We start from the raw sequence: 20,175 nt of genomic DNA on the forward strand, positions 1-20,175 counted from the left end.
ATGGCGCACCCGACACGATTCGAACGTGTGACCTTTGCCTTCAGGGAGCAAAACCAATCACATCATACCGATCCAACCACCTGATGAATAAGCTTTTTTGAAATCCTCCGGACGTTCAAATCGCGACTTGAAGCGAATGTCGGTATCGGTGGTTGCGTGTCCCCGCAAACAATTTCATATACCCGACCAAAAGGCCGCTCTCGTAGAGCGGCCTTTTGGTTTTTGTCGCCAACGACAGGATGCAGGCCAGATGGCTGTGCGGATCCGTGGACAGCGTTTGCGGCCGTGATCAATGCGGCTTTTTCGCCTCGTGGAAACGCTCCCAGCGATCAACTGGCTCCAGACGGTCGGCTCCCTGGAATGGCAGCACCCACCCTGGATATTCAGGGGGAAGCACGCTGACCTCATCCAACTGCCTAAACTCGTCTTGGCCGGGGTAGACCGGACGTGGCCGGCGCACTGCCAAAGTGACGTGATTGACCCATGTCGGACATAAAGACCGCGCGAAAGGAAGCCTGAGCGGCCAGTTCCAAGTCAATTCTTATCCGTGCAGCAAGCAGCTCGGCGCGTGGAGCTACGCGGGCGTGTGCACCCATGCGCCGACGAGCGGCGGCCGTGGTCATCGGCGTCGACGGCGTCTCCGACTTCAACGCGCTGCATTCCGGCAAGCACAATGAAAAGGTACAGCTCTGCGCGTTCGATGTGCTCGCGCTGGACGGCGACGATTATCTGGATGCGCTTCCGCGCCTCCGCCCCTTACCGGACCGATCGCGTGGGCCGGACTAGGTCAGCCGCGAACGGCGAGGGCGCGCTCTTACCGAAGCTGTTGATCTTTTTCCGTTACGGACAAGCCGATGCAGAGAAACGATCCAGGGCGTGCTTGGCGCCGAACCTCGGGTTGATAAGGATGGCGACGGGCGTGCGACTCGGCAATCATGCCCGGGCTGCATGGCGATGAAAGGCGGCCATCAAATGCCGTACAAAAATTTGCGCAACAGTGCATCCAGATTGTCGGCTTCCGACTAGAAGTAGCATGGCAGACGTTACAGTAACTTGCATCGAAGGAGAGCAACGTGGCGATGCCTATGCCAAATTGGTTGCCGACGGTAGTGCCTTACGGCGCTGATCAGACCGTCTACCTTGTGTTCGATAGTTTCGGAGCGTCACGCAGTGATTGCCCTGAAAAAGAGATCGAGCGGGACGACCTCGAAACGACCATCTCCGATCTCCTAACCGGCCAATTCAACGCTCCGGTTCGCGTCATGGCCTTCAACACACTTGAGCACTGGATCGAGGATGTTTCCAACCAAGTAGCCGAAGATATTCAAGCCCGCTGCGATATCGATGGCGTACCAGTACCCGAACACGTCAGGGACTTTGTTGCGAGCCACACCGGCTTGCGGCAAGCGGGGTGCTGATGTGAGGCCGGACTTCAATTGGGACAGGCAGGCGGTCGCGAGCAGCACAGCTGAATTTCCTGTGAACTCTGCGTACTCGTGATTTTGTTGAGGGCGTGCTGGAGCAGGAGCAGCCGGAGGCGATGATGATTCGGCTTCTGCTTTTCCTTTTACTGTTCTGCGGACTAGCGCTTCACCAACCATTTGTTCATTTCCACCGACCAAGCTGCCTAAGTGATTTTTCTCATTTCGGAGGCCCCCTTTGAGAGCGCTTCGCAAGGCACGATCGCGATGCCCAGATCAACTCCCAGTTTTTGAGTTGGCCTTGAAGAAACGCGGCCGAACTTGGCGGTGGCGCGTTTGCACATCTGAGGGGGCCGTCGTCATGCAGGGCTCGGAGGCCAGCCGACCCGCTGCCAAATACAAAGCTCACAGGGCGCTCTTCCTATTGCTGCTGTCCGCGCCGTATCGATCGATCCAGCTCAGCACGCCTTGGAGTCCTCAAGAAACTATTTGAAACTTAAAATATTTAGAAATAGATAGGCTCCAATCTTGAAGCCGAGGCTTAGGGTCCAAAACTGGAGTACCCGGAGGAAGAACGGGCCGCGCGCTGAAGTTGCGCTTTTTTGCCTTCGCCAATATCTAAGCAAAGTGTGAATTTGGCGGGCCTCGCCCGCGTGGTATCTTTTGTAAAAGTGGTATCTTTTGTAAAAGGTCAGTATCTAATGCCATCTTCCTCAAACAAGATTGCGCTGTTCATCGATGGCGCCAACCTTCATGCGACGGCCAAGACGCTCGGTTTCGATATCGACTACAAGCTCCTGCTCAAGGAATTCCAAAGTCGCGGAACTCTATTGCGCGCGTTCTACTACACCGCAATCATTGAAGATCAGGAATACTCGTCGATCCGCCCGTTGATCGACTGGCTGGACTACAACGGCTACACCGTCGTCACCAAGGCGACCAAGGAATTCATCGATGCCAGCGGCCGTCGCAAGGTGAAGGGCAATATGGACATCGAGCTTGCCGTCGATGCCATGGAACTCGCCCAACATATCGACCAGATGGTGCTGTTCTCCGGCGACGGCGACTTCCGCTCGCTGGTCGAAGCGATGCAGCGCCGCGGCGTCCGCGTCACCGTTGTCTCGACCATTTCCAGCCAGCCGCCAATGATTGCCGACGAGCTACGGCGCCAGGCCGATGTCTTCACTGACCTCATGGAATTTAAGTCCACGATCGGCCGCGATCCGTCCGAGCGCCCAGCTCCGCGCGAACCGCGCTATCACACCCCACAATTCCTGCAGCGCGCGACCACGACGGCACCGAGGGACGATGACGACGATTTCGACGATTGAGAGAAATGCCGCAACGCCCCAGGCATGGCTGAGGCATGTGCAGTCTAGGACAAGTCCACCAGACCTGACGACGACAGAGGGGCGGCTCGCAAGGGTCGCCCTTTTTGGCGCAGCTATTTCACCATAGGACAGCAACGCTAGCTGATAGGGCCCCTTGTGCGGATACAGGTGGCGAGAACCACATTTGTTCGGGAATCGGGTGGCTACGGTCGGTAGCGGGTGCGAAAGTGATTTTCACCTAAAAAGGAACAACACCCATGACCTTTCGTATCCTCGGGCTGCCAGCTGAAGAATTCACTCATCTTTTCGACCTGTCTGACTTCGATCTTGCGGCTCAAGGTGGAGTGCGCCGGACAGTCGACGCCAAATATCCTTGCCGAGTTAGCCTCACGGACTCGCAGCCAGGCGAAGAGCTTTTGCTGATCAATTACGAACATCATCCAGTCGAGTCGCCTTATCGGATGCGGTTTGCGATCTTTGTGCGTGAAGGCGATCAGACCTACGACAAGGTGAATGAGATTCCGGAACAGCTGCGCAACCGCATCCTTGCAGTGAGGTCTTTCGATACGAACGCTATGATGGTCGATAACCGATTAGTTGATGGGAACGAGATCGAACCGGCCTTGGAAGAGATGCTCGCGCCTTCAAACGTAGACTACCTGCATATTCACTTTGCGGCAGCTGGCTGTTATGCCGCGAAAGTGGAAAAAGCCTAGTTAACCTGCCGAAGGCAAGAACAGCAGCCGAGTGATCTGGATCATCGACATGTTACCAAACGATCTTGCCGGATTGATCGGTTCGAACTTGGACAAGGGCCTGAGGGTTATGAAGCAGACGATGGAGTGCCCAAGGGCGTGTATTCGACGAGGTTGAATCATTGGTCGGTGAACGTCGCACCTTTGATCGGTTCTGGAACGATGCCGGGCTTGGGGATTGGATCACACTGTCAAGCTCTAGAGTCAAAAGGACCCTGCCACCCGAGTGATCCGGGACAATACGATCCGAAATCACCATCGTGAGAAGTCGATCTTAGCCAGCGCTTCACCCGGGTTACGATCGGTGTCGCCCTTGCCGCAGTCGTCGGACAGCTTGGGGGCGCAATTCTCCTTCGGCAGCAGGCAGTCGTGCTTGTGCGGCTTGCAGTCGCCGTTCTTGGCGTCCTTCCAGCCACCATCGTGCTTGGAGTAGTCGCCCTTGCCGTCCTTCGAGCGGTCGTCCCTCCCGGCATGCGTCGAATAATCGCCTTTGCGGCCGTCATCGGAGCAGTCGTCGTAGCCCTCCGCGGCCTCGGCCGATTTCGCACCTTCGGCGGCAAACCCGGTGAGACCAGCATCGCACGCAGGCGCCGCTGTTGGTCTGCGGCTTGTAACTCCGACCTGCAACGGCCCGGCCGCCGGGGCAAGATGGATGATCATATCCGCTCCGTGGGTGATTTCGGGGCGGTGTGCTACACTTATACGAGTCATATTGAGATACCGGAGAGTCGCATTGATTTCTTTTTCCTTCTCGGTGTCTAGATGGGCCGTGCCCTCGTCCAGAAACAGGATCTTTGGTCGGCGATAGAGCGCGCGCGTAAGCAGTACTCGCTGTTTCTGCCCGCTAGATAACGAGCTTCCCATATCACCGATCAAGCTGTTGTAGCTCATCGGCATTGCCATGATGTCGTCGTGAATGCCGGCAATCCGCGCGCACTCGATCATCCGTTGCGGATCGAATGTTGTCTCAAAAAAGCAGATATTGTCGGCAATAGATCCCGACACAAGTTGATCCTCCTGCATCACTGCGCCGATTTGTTCGCGATAAACGCGCGGCCCGATCTGGCCTAGCGGGAGCCCGTCGATCAGAACCTCCCCGGCCGTAGGCTCGAGCAGCCCAAGCATAATCTTGACAAGGGTTGTCTTGCCGCAGCCGGAGGGTCCCATGAACGTCACGAATTGTCCCGGAGCAACGCACAGATTGACGTTATTAAGAATCAAAGGCTCTGCTTCCGCATAGCGGAAGCACACGTTGCGCAGTTCGATTGCGCCGCGGATCGGTCGCATATACGACAGGTCCTGGTCGTGCCCCCGCTCGAGTGGGGTGAGCGCAATATCGGCGAGGCGCTCCAGGTGAAGTCCGAGAATGCGCAGGTCCACCAGCTTCTCGATTAGCAGCGCTGTCCGCTCGGCGAACTGCAGCTTGTAGCTGACGAACGCGAATATCATGCCAACCGTGATGAGGTTGTCTAGTGCGAGGCGAGCGGCGAGGTAGATTGTGATGACGTTCTCCAAGCCGAAGATCGTGTCGTTCATCGCTTTGAAGCTGATCTTCGCCCGACCTAGCCGCACGTTGGCATTTACGTACGCAGCATAACGGTTCAGCCACTGGCTCTCCCGCTCGTTCTCTCGATTGAGCAACTTGAGGCTCTGCACCGCCCGCACAGTTTCGATGAAGGTGGAGTTTTCGTCTGCCTTACTGTGAATGGCCGTTTCGCTCCGTTGTCGGAACATCCTGAACAGGGCGAGCCGTAAAACGGCGTACAGCGCGAACGCGAACAGTACGACAAATCCGAGCTGGACGCTGTAGGTGAACATCAACGCCAGCATCAACACCGACATGAGACCGTCGATCAAGCCCGTGATCAGTCCCTCCGCAAGCATGTTGCGGATGGGCTCGATCGAGCCGAAGCGCGACAGGATGTCGCCGATGTGCCGCTTTTCGAAAAAAGAGAGTGGCAAACGCACCAGATGATGAAACAGCCGGGCGCCGATTTGAAAGCTCAACGTGTTCTGCAGAATAAGAATGATGAACGAGCGGGTCGCAGTCGAGGCGACTTTGATCAGGAGGAGGAGCGCGAATCCAAGCCCGAGTACGAGCATGAGATCGACGTCCCCCCTGGCGATGACCTCGTCAACCGTGAGCTGCATGTAGAAGGGGGCGGCGAGGATAAGAATCTCGGTGACCACTGACAGAACTAATATTTGCACTAGGACGTGAGTGTTTCCGCTCATTCCGCTAAAGAATTCGGAGAAGGGCAATCGCACTCTCTCGTCGGTGCGGCAGAACTCTCCGGTGGGTGAGAGTTCGAGCACGACGCCGGTGAAATGTCTCGCTACTTCGGTGATCGGAAACCATTTCTCGCCGGCGGCCGGATCGTGCACCACGATCCCGTTTTTCTTGTATGCTTTCAGGACAACGAAATGAACCATGTCCCAGTGTAGGATAGCCGGGAGGCGCAATTGGCTGAGATGATCAAGCTCGATTCGCAGCGGCCGGCCTGCAAGCCCCAGGCGAGCTGCTATTTCCATGAGGTCACGGAGAGTAACACCTTTCAGCGACACCGGGTGCCGACGCCGCAGGCTATTCATGTCAGTTCGATGGCCATGATAGGACGCTACCATCGCAAGGCATGCCAGCCCGCATTCCGCCGCTTCTGTCTGCCTGATGAGCGGGAGGGATCTGCGCCCGCCGAAATTCAATAGCTCCTGCATGAGGCTACATCCTTGCGCTAAACACGGGATCAAGCAGCCACCTCATCAGCGAGCGCTGCTCAAGAACGACGTCGGCCTTAAGGAGCATGTCCGGTTGAAGCGGCATCTTATGCCCATAGGCATCGATGTCGGGACGCTCGAGAGCCACACTCACGCGGTAGGCCGGCTCCTTGAGGGTGATCGGCCCGGTAGTTTCGTTGCCCGTCAGAATCGTGTGAGAGACGTTTTTCACGGTGCCGCGGTAGGTGCCGAATTTCTGATAGGGAAATGCATCGTAAAGTATCCTGACCTGCTGGCCGGGGCGCACGAATCCGAACGCGCGCGTCGGAAAGAACAGCTCCGCCTGCAAGGTCGCATCAAGCGGAATGATTTCGAGCTGCATATGCCTTGGATCAGCGATCTGGCCGACAGTCGCCTGCAGTGTGGACACGCGCCCACTCGTCGGCGCCTTGATAACGTAGGCCCGCCGCCCGTTCACTTCGGCGACGCGCTGTTCGATCGAGGAGAGATCATTGCGCACTACGCGAATCCTCTCTGCGGCGACGATCGGAAGTTGCTCGAGCGTATGCCGGGTGTCGGTCAATTGGGTGCGTCGCGCGGTGATCTGCTGATCGAGCGACACCAAGTTCTGCTTTTGCTCGAGTGCGGCCTGCTCGCGGCGCCTCAGCTCGATGGTTGGCAACGCCCCGCTCGCCGTTAGCTTTTCGCCCGTTGATACGAAACTCTCGGAAAGCTTCAGCCGCTGGTTCTGAATCTCTCGCTGGTCCTCGAGCTGAGCAACCTCCCCCTCAGCCCCTTTGATCGTGGAAGCGAGGCGATCGTGTTCCGAGGCGGTCCGGCGCTCCTCCGCAGCGATCTGTCGCTCGACCACATCGCGTTGCTGCGCCAGCACTGCAAGCACGGTGGCATTGACGTCGTCGCCATTGGCAGTGATTTGGGAAGTGACTACGGTCAGGAGCGGGTCGCCCTCCGCAACCTCCTGACCCTCGTTCACCTGTAGCTTATTGATGAAACCCTGTTGTGGCACGAAAATTTTGGCCGTGCCGAAGGTCGGCGTTAGATAACCGGTGACGGTTTCCTTGCGCGCGTATTGAGCAACTGAAAGAAAGCACAAAATGAGGACAACGACTCCCGCAAGAGACCAGCTAAGGATCGTGCTCGATACTGGCTGCAGCGATACAACCCCGCCCCAGCTGTGACGCTGATGCGAAAAGTCGATTGCTTCCTGGCGAAATAGAGCTGGTTGGGTCGCCATGGACGCACCTTAGTTACGCTTTCATTCGTCGATTCAAGGATTGCGCATGGTATCTCTCCGCCGCGCCACGGCTGCGGATGGATAACCGCACAATGCGTTGGAGAACCGCTCCTTGCCATGCAGAAGCGGTTCACCCACGCATCTTGCCTTTAAGCGCGTTGGGACTGGAACCCGAGGATGTTGACTCCGACGTTGACGTCGTTGATGTTGACCAGGCCGACTTGTGTGTTGCTTTCGCCCTGGTGGCCACAGCCACATTCGTTACTCCAGCCAGCGGCTACGAGATCGAGTTCCTCATTGGATAGCTCGATGGGGTGAGTGAAATTGGTCATCTCTTGCATGTTGGTCTCCTTTCGGTTTTCGATGTCAGTGGCGGGATTGCTGTAACTGCTGCCACGTTATCACTAGCTGCAAGACGCCAATCTGGATGCACTGTCGCGCAAATGTTTTTTTGAGGCACGTGCTGGGCGCTCGTTTATTCTATTGCCACGGTATCCGGGGAAGCGACTGCCGAGTTGCGCGCCGCTAACATTCTCGTCGACTCGATGCTCTGCATCGACGCCTTCCTCTGACAGGTTCTGCACCAAGCACGCATTGATTGTTTCGCAGTATCGGCCTGTCCGTGTCAAAAAATCAACTAATCGCAGTGAAAGCGCGCGCTCGGATGCGCAGGTGACACAACCTTTCGCCCGCCCGCCGCACGGCCCGAGTATGATCTCAAAACGGCCCTGCTGGCGTGCGCAGAAGACAAAACTGCATTAGAGAATATTTATGGACAGGAAGCGCCCTGGCTGCTGCGAGCGGCGTACCGTATCGTGTGCCAGCTCGACATCGCAGATGATGTGATCCAAGACCCATTCATTCAGGTCTGGCATGAAGCGCACAGCTTCGACTCCTACCGCAGGTCGGGGGGGTGGATTTACAGCGTTGTTGCAATCGCGCCTTAAAGCGTGTTCTTGCCCGGACCTATTCCGGTGACTGTATTGCGTGAATCGTGGAGATGCGAGGCATAGCGGTGCTCCTTCTTTTAATAATCCTCGCTTCTGGGGGCAAGGGCGCGCCCGATCCATCCCATTCGCATCGATAGCGCTACGTCCCTTGCGCCGGTCTTGCTTGGTGCCCAAGCGATGTCATGTAGCCACAAACCGTTTGCGTTTGGCTCTTTGGGGCACGAGTTCGCTGCACCGCCGCCAGCTGGAAAAGTTCGGGAGTGACTCACGTCGTATGGTCGAAGCTTCAAACTATGCGCCCTGCGATTGCGCTTCACGGCTTAATGATACCTCCGCCGGGGATTTGGTGAGCAAATTGAAAAAATGTTGGGAACAAAGTTCGTGTCGCTGAGTTTGACGAGCTCATCACTAGTTCGTTTCGCAATTGCCTGGAAATGCAAGTCACCAATATTCCTATTCCCTACAAGGGGAATAGTGGCCGTCTTTTTTTCGACGGGATGAATTGACTATGCCCCACCAAGGCGCCGGTTTCGCAAAGGCAGAGTTTCACTCCCGCGCAGCGCAGGGTGACACAAATCTCGAGGCGGCTCTCAACTACGAGTCAGCTCTGCTCGAGTGCGCCTCCGGATCGCGGTCGGGCGTCGGCAAGATCTACGCCCGGGAGAAGGACCAGTTACGCGCCGTAGCGCGCCGGATCGTCCACGACACGTCGCGTGCGGAGGACGTCATTCACGATGCATTCGCGCAGATCCTCCGAAATGCCAAAAACTTCGATCCTGCACGCGGATCCGCCCGGGGCTGGATCTACGCGATCGTCCGCAACACGGCACTCAAGATGCAGCGGAACGCCAAGCGGGAATTCGCGATCGAGGACGACACGCTGAACGCCATTTGCGAGCGGGAACGGACCGTCCCGAACCCCGCGTCCTGCATCCCGGACAGCATGACGCTACGGACCATGCTCGATCAACTCGAGCCAAAGCGCCGCGCGAGCCTGCTTCTGGCGATTATCGACGGACACACGCACGAGGAAATCGCTGAATACCTCCGGGTTCCGGTCGGAACCATCAAGGCGTGGATCCGGAGAGAGCTCGTGGCCATGCGCCGGCAGCTGGAATGAGGCGTGAATTTGTTTTGCGCGCTGCATCCATCGGCGTGCGTCGGCGACAGTAGGGATTAGGGATGACGGCGTGGTGATCCGGACAAGGCATGTGCCCGTCGCCAACCCGAAGCGAGGAACGAAACCATGTCTATACTGAGCAGCGTCATGAGCATTCTCGAGTTGATAAAGATTCCGGGAATCAGTGTCCCAGGCGAGGAATCCAAGCCAACCCAGCCCGACGACTGCGGCAGCGGCAAGCACTCCCAGTGGAATGACGATCACAAGGGTCGCGATGACTACTCGAAAGACGGCGACAAGGACGATTATTCCAAGCTCAGCGGAAAGGACGATTATTCGAAGCACGGGCAGGACGACTACTCGAAAGACGCCAAGGGCGACTACTCCAAGCACGATGCTGGCTGGAAGGACGCCAAGAACGACGACTGCCAGCCGCAGAAGGACTATTTCGAACCCAGGCCGTCCGACGACAGCGGCAAGGGCGACACCTATCGTAACCCGGGTGAAGCGCTGGCCAAGTTCGACTTCTCACATGGTGATTTCGGCTCGCATGGTCCGGATCATTCGGGTGACATGCAGGGTGCGCTCGCTTCGATGTCATCCGACGATGCGCTCGAGTACGCCATCGGCCAGATGGGCCCGGCGGATCACTTCGACGTGGGGCATGTCGACGGGCCGGCGGAATCGTCGCACGACACGGATGCCTGATGCGCCGAAAAGACTCGCCCCGCAGTGTGCTGTCGGGCGAGAGTTGTTTTTGAGTGGAACGAGATAGACGGTGGCGATCATGAACGAGATAGAAAAACGGGAACTGTTCGAACAAGAGCGGAAAATCTTCGAAGCCGAGCCGCAGCGTGCGGACAAGCGAACCGGCTCTTTCAGTTTCTTGACCCGGCCGTTCTTCATTGCCATGGCCCCGCTGATTGCCAGGGAAGAGTTTTTCGCTGCCACGTTCAAATCCGCGGCGGCCGAGGAGGGGGACGCGAAAGCCGCTCAGGCAGGCGCGGCGCCGCAGGCTGCGAACGATGATCCGCCGGCGAGTGATCCCTCGAAACCGGGCGCAGAGGATGAGAAGGCCAAGGGGCCGGCCGCCTCCTCGGATGCGCAGGCGGCCCAGCTCAATCAGAACGGGCTTCTGGCGCAGCCGCATGAAGACGCGCCCAAGCCGAGCACCGCCCGCAGCGAGGCGGTCGCCGACGCGAGTGCTGGGGGCGGCGGAGGCGGCGATGAGGCCGATTCCCGCCACCATGACGCTCACACTTCAATCGACGATAGCTCCGTTAACTCGCCGTCAGCGGATTCCCAGTTCGGAAGCAGTCCATTCCCGGGCGGGTCAACGCTCGAATCCGTTCAGTCCATTGCACTTGGCGACTCGTTCAGTCCGGCGATCATCGGCTCCGCTCCCCCGCTTGGAACCGTGGGCAGTCTGAGCAATGACGGGGCGGGAGGGATCGCGCCGGTCGAGGCGGCGGCGCAGCCGGTGCTCACGACGGTGACCGACACCATGGGCACGCCGACCCATGACGTGGTCGGCACGATCGCGCCGGTCGAGGCGGCAGTGCAGCCGGTGCTCGCGACGGTGACGGACACCATGGGCACGCCGACCCATGACGTGGTCGGCACGATCGCGCCGGTCGAGGCGGCAGTGCAGCCGGTGCTCGCGACGGTGACGGACACCATGGGCACGCCGACCCATGACGTGGTCGGCACGATCGCGCCGGTCGAGGCGGCAGTGCAGCCGGTGCTCGCGACGGTGACCGACACCGTGGGCACGCCGACCCATGACGTGGTCGGCACGATCGCGCCGGTCGAGGCGGCAGTGCAGCCGGTGCTCGCGACGGTGACCGACACCGTGGGCACGCCCCATGACGTGGTCGGCACGATCGCGCCGGTCGAGGCGGCAGTGCAGCCGGTGCTCGCGACGGTGACCGACACCATGGGCACGCCGACCCATGACGTGGTCGGCACGATCGCGCCGGTCGAGGCGGCAGTGCAGCCGGTGCTCGCGACGGTGACCGACACCATGGGCACGCCGACCCATGACGTGGTCGGCACGATCGCGCCGGTCGAGGCGGCAGTGCAGCCGGTGCTCGCGACGGTGACGGACACCATGGGCACGCCGACCCATGACGTGGTCGGCACGATCGCGCCGGTCGAGGCGGCGGCGCAGCCGGTGCTCACTACGGTGACCGACACCGTGGGCACGCCGACTCATGACGTGGTCGGCACGATCGCGCCGGCCGAGATGGCCGTGCAGCCGGTGCTTGCCACTGCGACCGACACCGTGAGCACGCCGACCCATGACGTGTCACATCCGGCCGACACTGGGAACTTGGCCAGCGATGCTCTTCCGAGTGCGGCGCCGATTGTTGACACCACCGAACCGGTGCTCGCCAGCGCCGGGGTCTCGCACAGCAACCCCGTGACCGACCTGTTGCCGCCGGCCGGGCCGGACACGAGCACCGGTCAAGCCCCCGGACCAGCCGACACCCTTCTCGCGCTCGCCACCGCTCCTGGATCCGCGACGACGGCTGCCCCGGCCGGGGTCGTAACGGACGTATCGCATGCCGCGGCGCCCGTCGACTCGACCGCCATCACAGGCGACGTGATCGCCTTGAACGACGCGCCACCACCGCCAGCCCATGCTCTGTTCACCGGAAACCAGTATACCGACTACGGCGTCACGCTGAGCAGCGACATCGCAGTTCCCCCGCAGCATGCCGTATCTTCGGCCGCCACCGCATCGGCTCATGACACTATGGTACCGGTGGGTGCAGACGTCCAACAACACACGCCACCGCCTCCCGACACCATAGATACGACTCATCCAACCGATCACCTTGGACATGCCATCCTGTAGCGGGGGGCCAACATGGCGGCCGTCGAGACATTGAGCAATCCGCCGCGCGGTCATTCTGCGGATCAGCTTCGTGTCGCACCCAGCGGCGAGGCCCGCGATCATGTCGGACCTGTCAACCCGCTGGCCGCCTGGCGTTCGGTCGCGCGCACGAACATGATCGCGGTCGCGGCATTTTCGCTGGTCGTGAATCTGCTGATGCTCACTTTGCCGATGTACCTGTTCCAGATATCCGACCGCGTGCTGACGAGCCGCAGCCTCGAAACACTGCTGATGCTCTCGGCTCTCGCGCTGGCGTTCATCGGCATCCTCTCGATCGTCGACATTCTGCGTCGGCAGGTGCTGGGGCGTCTTGCGACCAAAATGGAGGCTTTGCTCGGCGGCGCAGTGCTGGCGAGCAGCATCAACAACGCCAGGGCCGGCGAGGGCGGGACCATCCAGGCAATCCGCAGCCTTCACCAGGTGCGCGGATTCGTCTCGAGCCCCGTCATGCTTCTGGTGATGGACGCGCCGCTCTCGCCCCTCTACTTCGGGGTCATATTCCTCGTTCACCGAGATCTCGGCTTCATCGCCGTCGTGTCGGGCTTGGCCCTGGCGCTGATAGCACTGATCAACCAGAAAGCGACCTCGGAGCGTTTGGGCGAGGCAGGTCTGCATGCTGCCGAGGCCGATGCGGCGGCCGAGTCGCTGGCGCGAAATTCGCAGGTGATCAATGCGATGGGAATGCTGAGCGAGAGCATTCTCCATTGGGGTCGCCGGCAGGCGCCGGCCCTGACGGTGCAGAGCCAGGCTCTCGACCGGAATTTCTGGATCAGCGGTGCGTCGAAATTCGTCCGGCTCGTGACCCAGATCACGATCCTCGGCACGGGCGCCTATCTGGCCCTCCATGCCGAGATCACCGGCGGCATGATGATCGCGGCCTCAATCATTGCCGGCCGCGCCCTGCAGCCGCTCGAGGGCTTGATCGAGGGATGGCGCAGCTGCGTTCAGGCGCGATCGGCCTATGCGCGCGTCAAGCAGGCGGTCGAGTCATTCCAGCGCGAGACGCCAAAGCTGCGCCTGCCCAAACCGCAAGGGCGCTTGACCGTGGATCGGGTCTTGTATCTGCCGCCCGGCTCGAAGGAGCCGGTGCTCAATGGTGTGTCGCTCGAGCTCGCGCCCGGAGAGTCTCTGGCCATTGTCGGACCGTCCGGATCGGGCAAGTCGACCCTCGCGCGCATTCTTGTGGGCTGTTTGGTGCCTACCGCCGGTAAGGTCAGGCTGGACGGAACGGAGCTGCGCAACTGGGATCGCCGCCAGTTCGGGGAATATTCCGGCTACCTCCCCCAGGAGATCGAGCTATTTCCCGGGACGATCAAGCAGAACATCTGTCGCATGCGCGACGACCTTCCCGACGCGAGCATCTATGAGGCGGCGATGTTCTCGGGCATCCACGACATGGTCTGTCAGCTGGCGCAAGGATACGAGACCGTGCTCGACCGCGGCGGCGGGCCGCTCTCAGGAGGACAGAAGCAGCGCATCGCGCTCGCACGGGCTTTCTTCGGTAATCCGTGCCTTGTCGTCCTCGACGAGCCCAACTCGAATCTCGATGCGGCGGGAGAGCAGGCTCTGACCGAGACCCTGCAGCGCGCCAAAAAGCGGGGGGTTACCGCAGTGGTCGTAACTTTGCGCCCGGCGCTGCTGAACAGCGTGGACAAAGTGCTCATCCTGCGGGGTGGACGCGCGGAAGCATTCGGATCTCCGAGCGACGTGCTGCATCGCCTGGTTCGGTCGCCCGGCGGAGCCGGCGGAGACAAGCCGGAGCAGCCGCGACGAATCGAATCCTCGGGCGTGTGAGGTGAACAGCGCGGGAGGACAGCATGAGGGCGGAAAAGGACAGCATCGGCGAGTGGTACCGCGGCGTTCCGCTGAGCGCCAAATGGCCCATCTTCACCGGCCTCGCCACGCTGGTCGTTTGGCTCGGTTGTTTCGGTGTTTGGGCCGGAGTCGCTCCACTGAACGGTGCGGTCGTCGCCCCGGGCACGTTCGTAGCCACCGGACAGAACAAGCTGGTCCAGCACTTTGAGGGCGGCATCATCCGCGAGATTGCGGTCAAGGACGGTGATGTCGTCGAGGCGAACCAGGTCCTCGTTCGCATGAACGACACCGCTGCCAAGGCCAAGCTGAGGCGATTGGTTTTAAAGAAGTATCGACTGCTCGCCATGAAGGCGCGTCTCGAAGCCGAAATGAGCTCTTCGGAGACAATCGAAACTCCGGCCGCACTCGGCGAGAGCGCACGTGATCCGGAAATCAAAGCGATTCTTGAGCGGCAGCGTGCCGAGCTGTGGGCACGCCGGGCTAGTCTCGCGACCGAGGAAAGCGTACTTGCGAAGCAAATCGCCGGGCTGGAGGAAAGCATTCGCGGATATCAGGCGCAAGTGCAGTCCACCAAAGAGCGTATTACCCTGTTCGCCGAAGAGCTGAAGGACAAGACTTCGCTTCTTGGCCAGCAGTTGGTCCGCAAGTCGGATGTGCTGGCGCTGCGACGCTCCGAGGCGAGCCTCGGGGGAGAGCTCGGCGAGTATCTCGGCCGCATCGCCGATTCGAAGGAGCGGATCGCTCAGGCGAACGAAAGAATAGCCCAGCTCCACTCGACGGCGCTCCGGGATGCAATCAAGGAGCTGCGCGAGACCGAGACGGATCTGGACGACGTGGAGGAGCAGATTCGCGCCGCCCAGGACGTGGTCGACCGGGTCGACGTCCGTTCGCCCGTCCGTGGCATCGTGGTGAAGAAGAACTTCCATACGCCGGGCGGCGTCGTCTCTCCTGGCGCCGTGATCCTTGAGCTCCTGCCGATAGGCGAAGAGCGCATCATCGAGGCACATGTGAGTCCCAAAGACATTTCGCACGTTAGCGTAGGCCAGGAGGCGCTGGTGCGGCTGTCGGCGCTCAACCAGCGCATCACGCCCATGGTCGGGGCGAGCGTCATCTACGTGTCAGCGGACGCGTTGTCGGAGCAAGTGCAGATGAAGGCCGAAACACGCCCCGACAGTGACACGCGTCGGGAATTCTATGTCGTTCGGGTGCACCTGGACCAAGACGATATTCTCAGGCGCATGCCTGAATTCATTCCGACGCCCGGGATGCCCGCCGACGTTTACATCAAGACAGGAGAACGTACGTTTTTCGAGTACATGATGAAGCCGGTCTTCGACAGCTTCTCCCGCGCTTTCCGCGAAACCTGAATGGATGAGCAATCTGGTCTTAGTGCCGAGCACCCGCCAGTGCCCGCAATGGGGCATGTGGTTGACGAGGTTCGAGCAACTTGCTTTTGTGCGATGGTGATCAATGCTTCCGCTATGGCGCTCGCGCACCGCCGAAAACCTGAAGGGGGTCGATCAGCGGGTGTAACGCAGATTCCAATCGGACCTTGGACGCGCGCTGGCACCATTTGACCGAGTCCAACTGACCACGTCCGATTCTGGCAGAAAACAGACGTGCCGGTGCCGATGATGAATGTCCGCTATTGAGGGACGAGCGGCCTCGGAGGAGCGGGACTCGCATTGTCGATTCCCAGCTGGCTCAAGACATAAGCCGGATGCTGTTCGCATCTGGAATTAGCCGTTTGTCTGTTTCAGATTCCGCGGGCCGGCTCCGGACTGCCACATCAAGGTGTTCGGCAAAATGCCGGCCACGTAGAGCACGCCCAGTGCCGTCATGCCCGAGCGCAGCCGCGAGTCGCTGCCGTAGGCCGCGTCCATCAATCCGACGCCGCGCGGCAGGCCCGCTTCGCACGCCCACTGGATCTGCTCGAGCGCGATCTCTGGCTTGGTCTTGAACTTGACGTCCTTCGGCACGCCAGCCTTCTTCCGGCGCGCGCGATCCTTGGTCCAAGCCTCCGGTAGGTACAGCCGGTAGGCCACTGGCAGGCTGGCGGAGCGGTTGGCAATCGACAACGACACCGTCACCTGGCAATTGGCCTGCTTGCCGAGTTGGCCGCAATATTGATGGTGCACGCCGACCGAGTGCTTGCCCTGCTTCGGGAACGACGTGTCATCGATGATCCAGGCCTCGATGGGCCCGTCCTTCGTCATCGCCGGCAGCACCATCTTGCGCACCTTGGCCAGCACCCTATCGTCCGACCAGGTTGCGACACCGACAAAGTGCAGCAGCGACTGATGCTGGGCCGCCGTCCGCGCTGGCGCCGTCCTCGTCGCCATCGGCTCGACGCTCTTGCGTTCGCCAGGCAGCATCAATCCGGTGCAATAATCGCGCAGCGGACCCGTCCGGTCCGCATGACCAATAACGCTCGAAAGCCCCTCAACATACGCCGCAAACCGTGCTTCGCTGACGTCGCCGTGCTTGAGATTCATCTGGCCCTCCACGTGCCAAAATCTGAATCCCTTCAATTATTTGATTCTCAGCCTCGACGGCTGCGACCTTCTGACTCAGTAAGATTAGCGGTCCCTTCATCGCCGTTCCTTGAAACATCGAGGGAAATTGCTCATCGAGCGCCTCTCCGTACGCTTCAGTTTGTCCAGGCCGCCGAGCGGGCGACAAAAGACGGAGAATCGCGGACTCCGTTCGTCCGCGCTGAAGACGTCGTCGCCGGCCCAGCTGAAGCCTTGGATGAAAATTTCTGACCCGATGAGCGGGGCGTGAAGAAATTTCGCTCCGGCTTTCTCGACTGCTTCGAATCGTGCAACCGCTCTCGGGTCTGGAGCGGGACGCGCTTTGTCCGTTCCGGCAACGCGAGGTAGCTCAGCTTGTCTTCAAAACTGAGGCATTCGATAAAGAGCGTTGCCTCTGAAACAAACCCCGAGGCTCTACCGTCCTGGATAGCCTCGAACCTTGCGAGCGTGGTCGGGATCGACCTGATCAGGCCATCGGCCGGGATCGTGGATCGAAACGAAAAAAAGATTTTGAGTCCCATTCCGTAGATTTTCACCTCGAAAACCGGGACCGCGGAGCTTTGCGATCAATGACTTAGGAGTAACAGCTCGTTAAGGAAAACAATTTGTGAAGAGCGATCGCCATATTCAGGGCAATCCGTGCCGCAACGGGCCACAGTCCCGATGGCCCTGGCGGCGCGGTGAAATCGGAAGGCGCGCCGCCAAATTAAGATGCCGTTAACCACGTCCTGATCTTAATGATGGCATGTCGCGGGCCGGTTCGGGCTTGAGCGGCAACCAGAGAGACGAGCTAGACATGGGCACCATCATTGAATTTCCGGCGGATGCGGCGTCGCGGCGGCTGGGCTCAACCATGGATGGCGCGCCTCGCGAAGGTATGGGAACCATCCTGATCCTCCCGGTGGTCCGGATCGAACGCGAATCCGACGATACCAGCGGGGGTCGCGGACCGGAAGAGGGCACCGCCCCGGGCCGTCGCCGCCGCCGCCGCTGATTTCAGGACATTTCGATATGCCGGCGATGCGCCTTTCGATCCGGACAAGCCGGCTGAGCCGGCGTTCTTCGCCGGCGTTGGCGCTATTTCTCGTCGCGGCCGCGCTCGGCGGCTGCAGCGGCGGCGATTTGGGCCGCACCCGCCAGGATTTTCTCAACGACGACATGCACCGCTGGATCGGCGGCGAGGTGACGGGCAGCGTCGGCCTCAGGGCCTCGCAATTCCAGCTCACTGACCTTGAACGGCAGCTGCGCGATCTGGCTTACCCCCTGATCGAGCCGCCGCATTCGCGTCCCGCCTGGCGCAGCGTGTTCGGCGACTACGCCGCGCTGCCGTCGCCGTGGCGGCAGCAGGTGGTGTTCGACCGCACCGCCTACGGACGGACCCTGATCGACGAGCCGCACCGCTCCCATACCTCGCGCTATGCGCAGCTGATGGAAGACGTGCGCGACGACACCACGAGGTTCGAGCCGTTCTTCGCCGCGGCGGTGCAGGTGATCGATCTCGACAAGAAGCGCAATGCGGCGATGGCGCACATTTCCGAACTGTCGCCGCGGGAACGCGCCGACGCGGTCGCCCGCATGCAGGAGAACAGCCTGATCGTGCAGTGGGTGCAGCAATGCCTGGAGCGCAGAATCTCCTCGTACCGCTGGGCGCTGGAACGGCTGGTGCTGCAGGCCCCCGACAGTCTCGCTGCCGACGCCGATCGCCTGATCGGCGAACTCGCCGCCCAGACCGCGAACCCGCCGGTCGCCGCGCAACCCGTGATGGGGCAGGCGCTGAGCGTGCGCGGTTAGACGCGCCGTGTTATGGCGGCGGGGAACCGATGCAATTCCTGAGATGTTGTTCCCGGCCGTAGAATTTCATCTCATCCTGCTTCGCAGCAAGGGCCGGGGCAACTGCCGTGATCAAATCCGACCTCCGCGACATTTACCGGGACTACATCGCCTGCCTGAACAGGCAGGATTGGCCGAAGCTGGAACAGTTCGTCGGTGATGACGTACACTACAACGGCCGGCCGATCGGGCTGTCAGGCTATCGCGAAATGCTGGAGCGGGACTATCTTGAAATTCCGGACCTCCGTTTCAACATTGATCTGCTGATTTCCGATCCGCCTTACATAGCGAGCCGGCTGCGCTTCGACTGCACGCCAAGGGGAACGTTCCTTGGCCTCCCTGTAAACGGGAAGCGCGTCTCGTTTGCCGAAAATGTATTCTACGAATTCCGCAACGAGAGGATCGACCAGGTGTGGTCGGTGATCGACAAGGCGGCTATCGAAGCCCAGCTTTAATTACGTAATTACGGAATTACGGTGACAGTGCACTCAATTGACAGCTAGCCTCCGGTACGGCATCATGCCGCATGGCCCGCCTTGCCCGCGTCGTGTTTCCCGGTCACCCGCACCACGTCACCCAGCGTGGCAATGGCGGCGGGCGGACGTTCTTCGGCGATGACGACTATGCGCTGTACCGCGACCTGCTCGCGGAGAACTGCCGCGCCGCAAAGGTCGATGTCTGGGCCTGGTGCCTGATGCCGAACCACGTGCATCTGATCCTGGTGCCGTCCGATCCGGACGGGCTGCGCCGCGCGCTGGCGCGCGTGCACCGCGCCTATGCCGGCGTCATCCAGGCGCGGCGCAAGCGCACCGGTCATTTCTGGCAGGGCCGTTTCGGCGCCGTCGCCATGGACGAGGCCCATCTCGCGGCGGCGCTGCGCTACGTGTCGCTCAACCCGGTGCGGGCGCGACTAGTCGAGCGCGCCCAGGACTGGCGATGGTCGAGCACGCGTGCGCATTTGCGCGGCAAGGACGACGGCCTGACGGCGCTGGCGCCGATCAGGGATCGCTTTCCCCGGTTCGCCGATCTGCTGGATACCGTGCCCGAACAGGACCTGTTCGAGCCCCTGCGCGCTGCGGAGAGCATCGGGCGGCCACTGGGCAGCGATCGCTTTCTCGCCCGCATCGAGCGGCTGACCGGGCGCGCACTCAAACCGGGCAAGCGCGGCCCAAGACCGTCAGATGCCGGTACCGAAAAATCGACAAAGAAGGTCGCACGCTGAACCAGGAAGCTGAGGATAATTAAGTGCACTAAATAGCATGTCGCGCCTTCATCCTGCCGGATGTTCCGCATCGCGCGCCTCGAGTCACCGCAACCCGTTAGCTTGATTCGGGCTGCGGGTCTTCGTGCGCGCCTCCAACGGACTTGCGCGTAAAATCTAATTTCCCAAGCCGGATCAAGCTGTTTCTACCTGTCCAGTCCCATTCGAAAAAATATTCTGGTTTTCCGAAATCGCAAATCACTTTATACCCCCCGCCATCCACCCCACTCGAGGGGCGTATCGCGATCGTCACGGACGCGGGGCTGGATGCGATGGACGCGGCAGCGCT

General features: G+C 60.4%; 18 protein-coding genes and 1 pseudogene. 14 read left to right on the forward strand and 5 right to left on the reverse strand.

All coding sequences use genetic code 11. The features are described 5' to 3' along the window. Positions 1 to 615 precede the first annotated feature (615 nt). From B5525_RS47550 to B5525_RS24480, 4 genes are all read left to right on the forward strand, one after another. On the forward strand, positions 616 to 786 hold the full coding sequence (locus tag B5525_RS47550; protein WP_338075117.1) for a hypothetical protein: 171 nt from the start codon (positions 616 to 618) through the stop codon (positions 784 to 786). A 293-nt stretch (positions 787 to 1,079) separates the two neighbouring features. Further along, positions 1,080 to 1,418, forward strand: coding sequence for a hypothetical protein (locus B5525_RS24470; protein ID WP_079568293.1), 339 nt, complete (start codon positions 1,080 to 1,082; stop codon positions 1,416 to 1,418). 704 nt (positions 1,419 to 2,122) lie between these two features. Further along, positions 2,123 to 2,752, forward strand: coding sequence for an NYN domain-containing protein (locus B5525_RS24475; RefSeq protein ID WP_079568294.1), 630 nt, complete (start codon positions 2,123 to 2,125; stop codon positions 2,750 to 2,752). A gap of 257 nt (positions 2,753 to 3,009) precedes the next feature. Next, positions 3,010 to 3,468 carry a DUF1203 domain-containing protein gene (locus tag B5525_RS24480; RefSeq protein ID WP_079568295.1) on the forward strand — a complete coding sequence of 153 codons (459 nt, stop codon included), beginning with the start codon at positions 3,010 to 3,012 and terminating at the stop codon, positions 3,466 to 3,468. Positions 3,469 to 3,759: 291 nt separating this feature from the next. Here B5525_RS24480 and B5525_RS24485 read toward each other — a convergent pair whose 3' ends face one another. The 3 genes from B5525_RS24485 to B5525_RS24495 all read right to left on the reverse strand — a co-directional run bounded on the left by B5525_RS24485 (position 3,760) and on the right by B5525_RS24495 (position 7,818). Then, on the reverse strand, positions 3,760 to 6,222 hold the full coding sequence (locus B5525_RS24485) for a peptidase domain-containing ABC transporter (RefSeq protein WP_079568296.1): 2,463 nt from the start codon (positions 6,220 to 6,222) through the stop codon (positions 3,760 to 3,762). 4 nt (positions 6,223 to 6,226) lie between these two features. Continuing rightward, positions 6,227 to 7,477: an HlyD family efflux transporter periplasmic adaptor subunit gene (locus B5525_RS24490; protein ID WP_079568297.1), complete on the reverse strand. Its 1,251-nt coding sequence runs from the start codon at positions 7,475 to 7,477 to the stop codon at positions 6,227 to 6,229. A gap of 149 nt (positions 7,478 to 7,626) precedes the next feature. Continuing rightward, complete coding sequence (locus B5525_RS24495; RefSeq protein WP_079568298.1) at positions 7,627 to 7,818, reverse strand: hypothetical protein; 192 nt, start codon at positions 7,816 to 7,818, stop codon at positions 7,627 to 7,629. A 474-nt stretch (positions 7,819 to 8,292) separates the two neighbouring features. Between B5525_RS24495 and B5525_RS47925 the strand changes: the two genes are divergently transcribed. From B5525_RS47925 to B5525_RS24525, 6 genes are all read left to right on the forward strand, one after another. Next, entirely contained in the window at positions 8,293 to 8,424 is a 132-nt protein-coding gene (locus B5525_RS47925; protein ID WP_425305211.1) for a hypothetical protein, read from the forward strand. A gap of 511 nt (positions 8,425 to 8,935) precedes the next feature. Continuing rightward, on the forward strand, positions 8,936 to 9,547 hold the full coding sequence (locus B5525_RS24505) for a sigma-70 family RNA polymerase sigma factor (RefSeq protein WP_079568300.1): 612 nt from the start codon (positions 8,936 to 8,938) through the stop codon (positions 9,545 to 9,547). Positions 9,548 to 9,673: 126 nt separating this feature from the next. Then, positions 9,674 to 10,255 carry a hypothetical protein gene (locus tag B5525_RS24510; protein WP_079568301.1) on the forward strand — a complete coding sequence of 194 codons (582 nt, stop codon included), beginning with the start codon at positions 9,674 to 9,676 and terminating at the stop codon, positions 10,253 to 10,255. Between the two features lie 79 nt (positions 10,256 to 10,334). Beyond that, positions 10,335 to 12,407, forward strand: coding sequence for a hypothetical protein (locus B5525_RS24515; protein ID WP_154073404.1), 2,073 nt, complete (start codon positions 10,335 to 10,337; stop codon positions 12,405 to 12,407). Positions 12,408 to 12,419: 12 nt separating this feature from the next. Beyond that, complete coding sequence (locus tag B5525_RS24520; protein ID WP_079568303.1) at positions 12,420 to 14,240, forward strand: type I secretion system permease/ATPase; 1,821 nt, start codon at positions 12,420 to 12,422, stop codon at positions 14,238 to 14,240. 23 nt (positions 14,241 to 14,263) lie between these two features. Continuing rightward, positions 14,264 to 15,628, forward strand: a complete 1,365-nt coding sequence (locus B5525_RS24525; RefSeq protein ID WP_079568304.1) for an HlyD family type I secretion periplasmic adaptor subunit — start codon at positions 14,264 to 14,266, stop codon at positions 15,626 to 15,628. A gap of 375 nt (positions 15,629 to 16,003) precedes the next feature. Here the strand turns inward: B5525_RS24525 and B5525_RS24530 are convergent. Both B5525_RS24530 and B5525_RS24535 read right to left on the reverse strand, forming a co-directional pair. After that, positions 16,004 to 16,756 (reverse strand): annotated as a pseudogene (locus tag B5525_RS24530) (IS701 family transposase); the annotation flags it as partial. A gap of 155 nt (positions 16,757 to 16,911) precedes the next feature. Then, on the reverse strand, positions 16,912 to 17,331 hold the full coding sequence (locus B5525_RS24535; protein WP_154073405.1) for a hypothetical protein: 420 nt from the start codon (positions 17,329 to 17,331) through the stop codon (positions 16,912 to 16,914). A 260-nt stretch (positions 17,332 to 17,591) separates the two neighbouring features. Between B5525_RS24535 and B5525_RS24540 the strand changes: the two genes are divergently transcribed. The 4 genes from B5525_RS24540 to B5525_RS24555 all read left to right on the forward strand — a co-directional run bounded on the left by B5525_RS24540 (position 17,592) and on the right by B5525_RS24555 (position 19,847). Beyond that, on the forward strand, positions 17,592 to 17,789 hold the full coding sequence (locus B5525_RS24540) for a hypothetical protein (protein WP_079573739.1): 198 nt from the start codon (positions 17,592 to 17,594) through the stop codon (positions 17,787 to 17,789). A gap of 26 nt (positions 17,790 to 17,815) precedes the next feature. Continuing rightward, positions 17,816 to 18,586: a hypothetical protein gene (locus tag B5525_RS24545; protein WP_079573741.1), complete on the forward strand. Its 771-nt coding sequence runs from the start codon at positions 17,816 to 17,818 to the stop codon at positions 18,584 to 18,586. A 107-nt stretch (positions 18,587 to 18,693) separates the two neighbouring features. Then, a complete protein-coding gene (locus tag B5525_RS24550) occupies positions 18,694 to 19,080 on the forward strand; it encodes an ester cyclase (protein ID WP_079568306.1) in 387 nt (128 codons plus the stop codon). A gap of 71 nt (positions 19,081 to 19,151) precedes the next feature. Continuing rightward, positions 19,152 to 19,847 carry a transposase gene (locus B5525_RS24555; protein WP_079568307.1) on the forward strand — a complete coding sequence of 232 codons (696 nt, stop codon included), beginning with the start codon at positions 19,152 to 19,154 and terminating at the stop codon, positions 19,845 to 19,847. Positions 19,848 to 20,175: the final 328 nt, after the last annotated feature.

The sequence above is a fragment of the Bradyrhizobium erythrophlei genome, from assembly GCF_900129505.1.
Lineage (GTDB): Bacteria > Pseudomonadota > Alphaproteobacteria > Rhizobiales > Xanthobacteraceae > Bradyrhizobium > Bradyrhizobium erythrophlei_D.

Coding starts and splice junctions, on each gene's coding strand:
- B5525_RS24470 (WP_079568293.1), top strand. CDS start 1,080: ATGCCTATGCCAAATTGGTTGCCGACGGTAGTGCCTTACGGCGCTGAT.
- B5525_RS24525 (WP_079568304.1), top strand. CDS start 14,264: ATGAGGGCGGAAAAGGACAGCATCGGCGAGTGGTACCGCGGCGTTCCG.
- B5525_RS24505 (WP_079568300.1), top strand. CDS start 8,936: ATGCCCCACCAAGGCGCCGGTTTCGCAAAGGCAGAGTTTCACTCCCGC.
- B5525_RS24540 (WP_079573739.1), top strand. CDS start 17,592: ATGGGCACCATCATTGAATTTCCGGCGGATGCGGCGTCGCGGCGGCTG.
- B5525_RS24485 (WP_079568296.1), bottom strand. CDS start 6,222: ATGCAGGAGCTATTGAATTTCGGCGGGCGCAGATCCCTCCCGCTCATC.
- B5525_RS24520 (WP_079568303.1), top strand. CDS start 12,420: ATGGCGGCCGTCGAGACATTGAGCAATCCGCCGCGCGGTCATTCTGCG.
- B5525_RS24555 (WP_079568307.1), top strand. CDS start 19,152: ATGGCCCGCCTTGCCCGCGTCGTGTTTCCCGGTCACCCGCACCACGTC.
- B5525_RS24510 (WP_079568301.1), top strand. CDS start 9,674: ATGTCTATACTGAGCAGCGTCATGAGCATTCTCGAGTTGATAAAGATT.
- B5525_RS24475 (WP_079568294.1), top strand. CDS start 2,123: ATGCCATCTTCCTCAAACAAGATTGCGCTGTTCATCGATGGCGCCAAC.
- B5525_RS24515 (WP_154073404.1), top strand. CDS start 10,335: ATGAACGAGATAGAAAAACGGGAACTGTTCGAACAAGAGCGGAAAATC.
- B5525_RS24545 (WP_079573741.1), top strand. CDS start 17,816: ATGCGCCTTTCGATCCGGACAAGCCGGCTGAGCCGGCGTTCTTCGCCG.
- B5525_RS24480 (WP_079568295.1), top strand. CDS start 3,010: ATGACCTTTCGTATCCTCGGGCTGCCAGCTGAAGAATTCACTCATCTT.
- B5525_RS24495 (WP_079568298.1), bottom strand. CDS start 7,818: ATGCAAGAGATGACCAATTTCACTCACCCCATCGAGCTATCCAATGAG.
- B5525_RS24490 (WP_079568297.1), bottom strand. CDS start 7,477: ATGGCGACCCAACCAGCTCTATTTCGCCAGGAAGCAATCGACTTTTCG.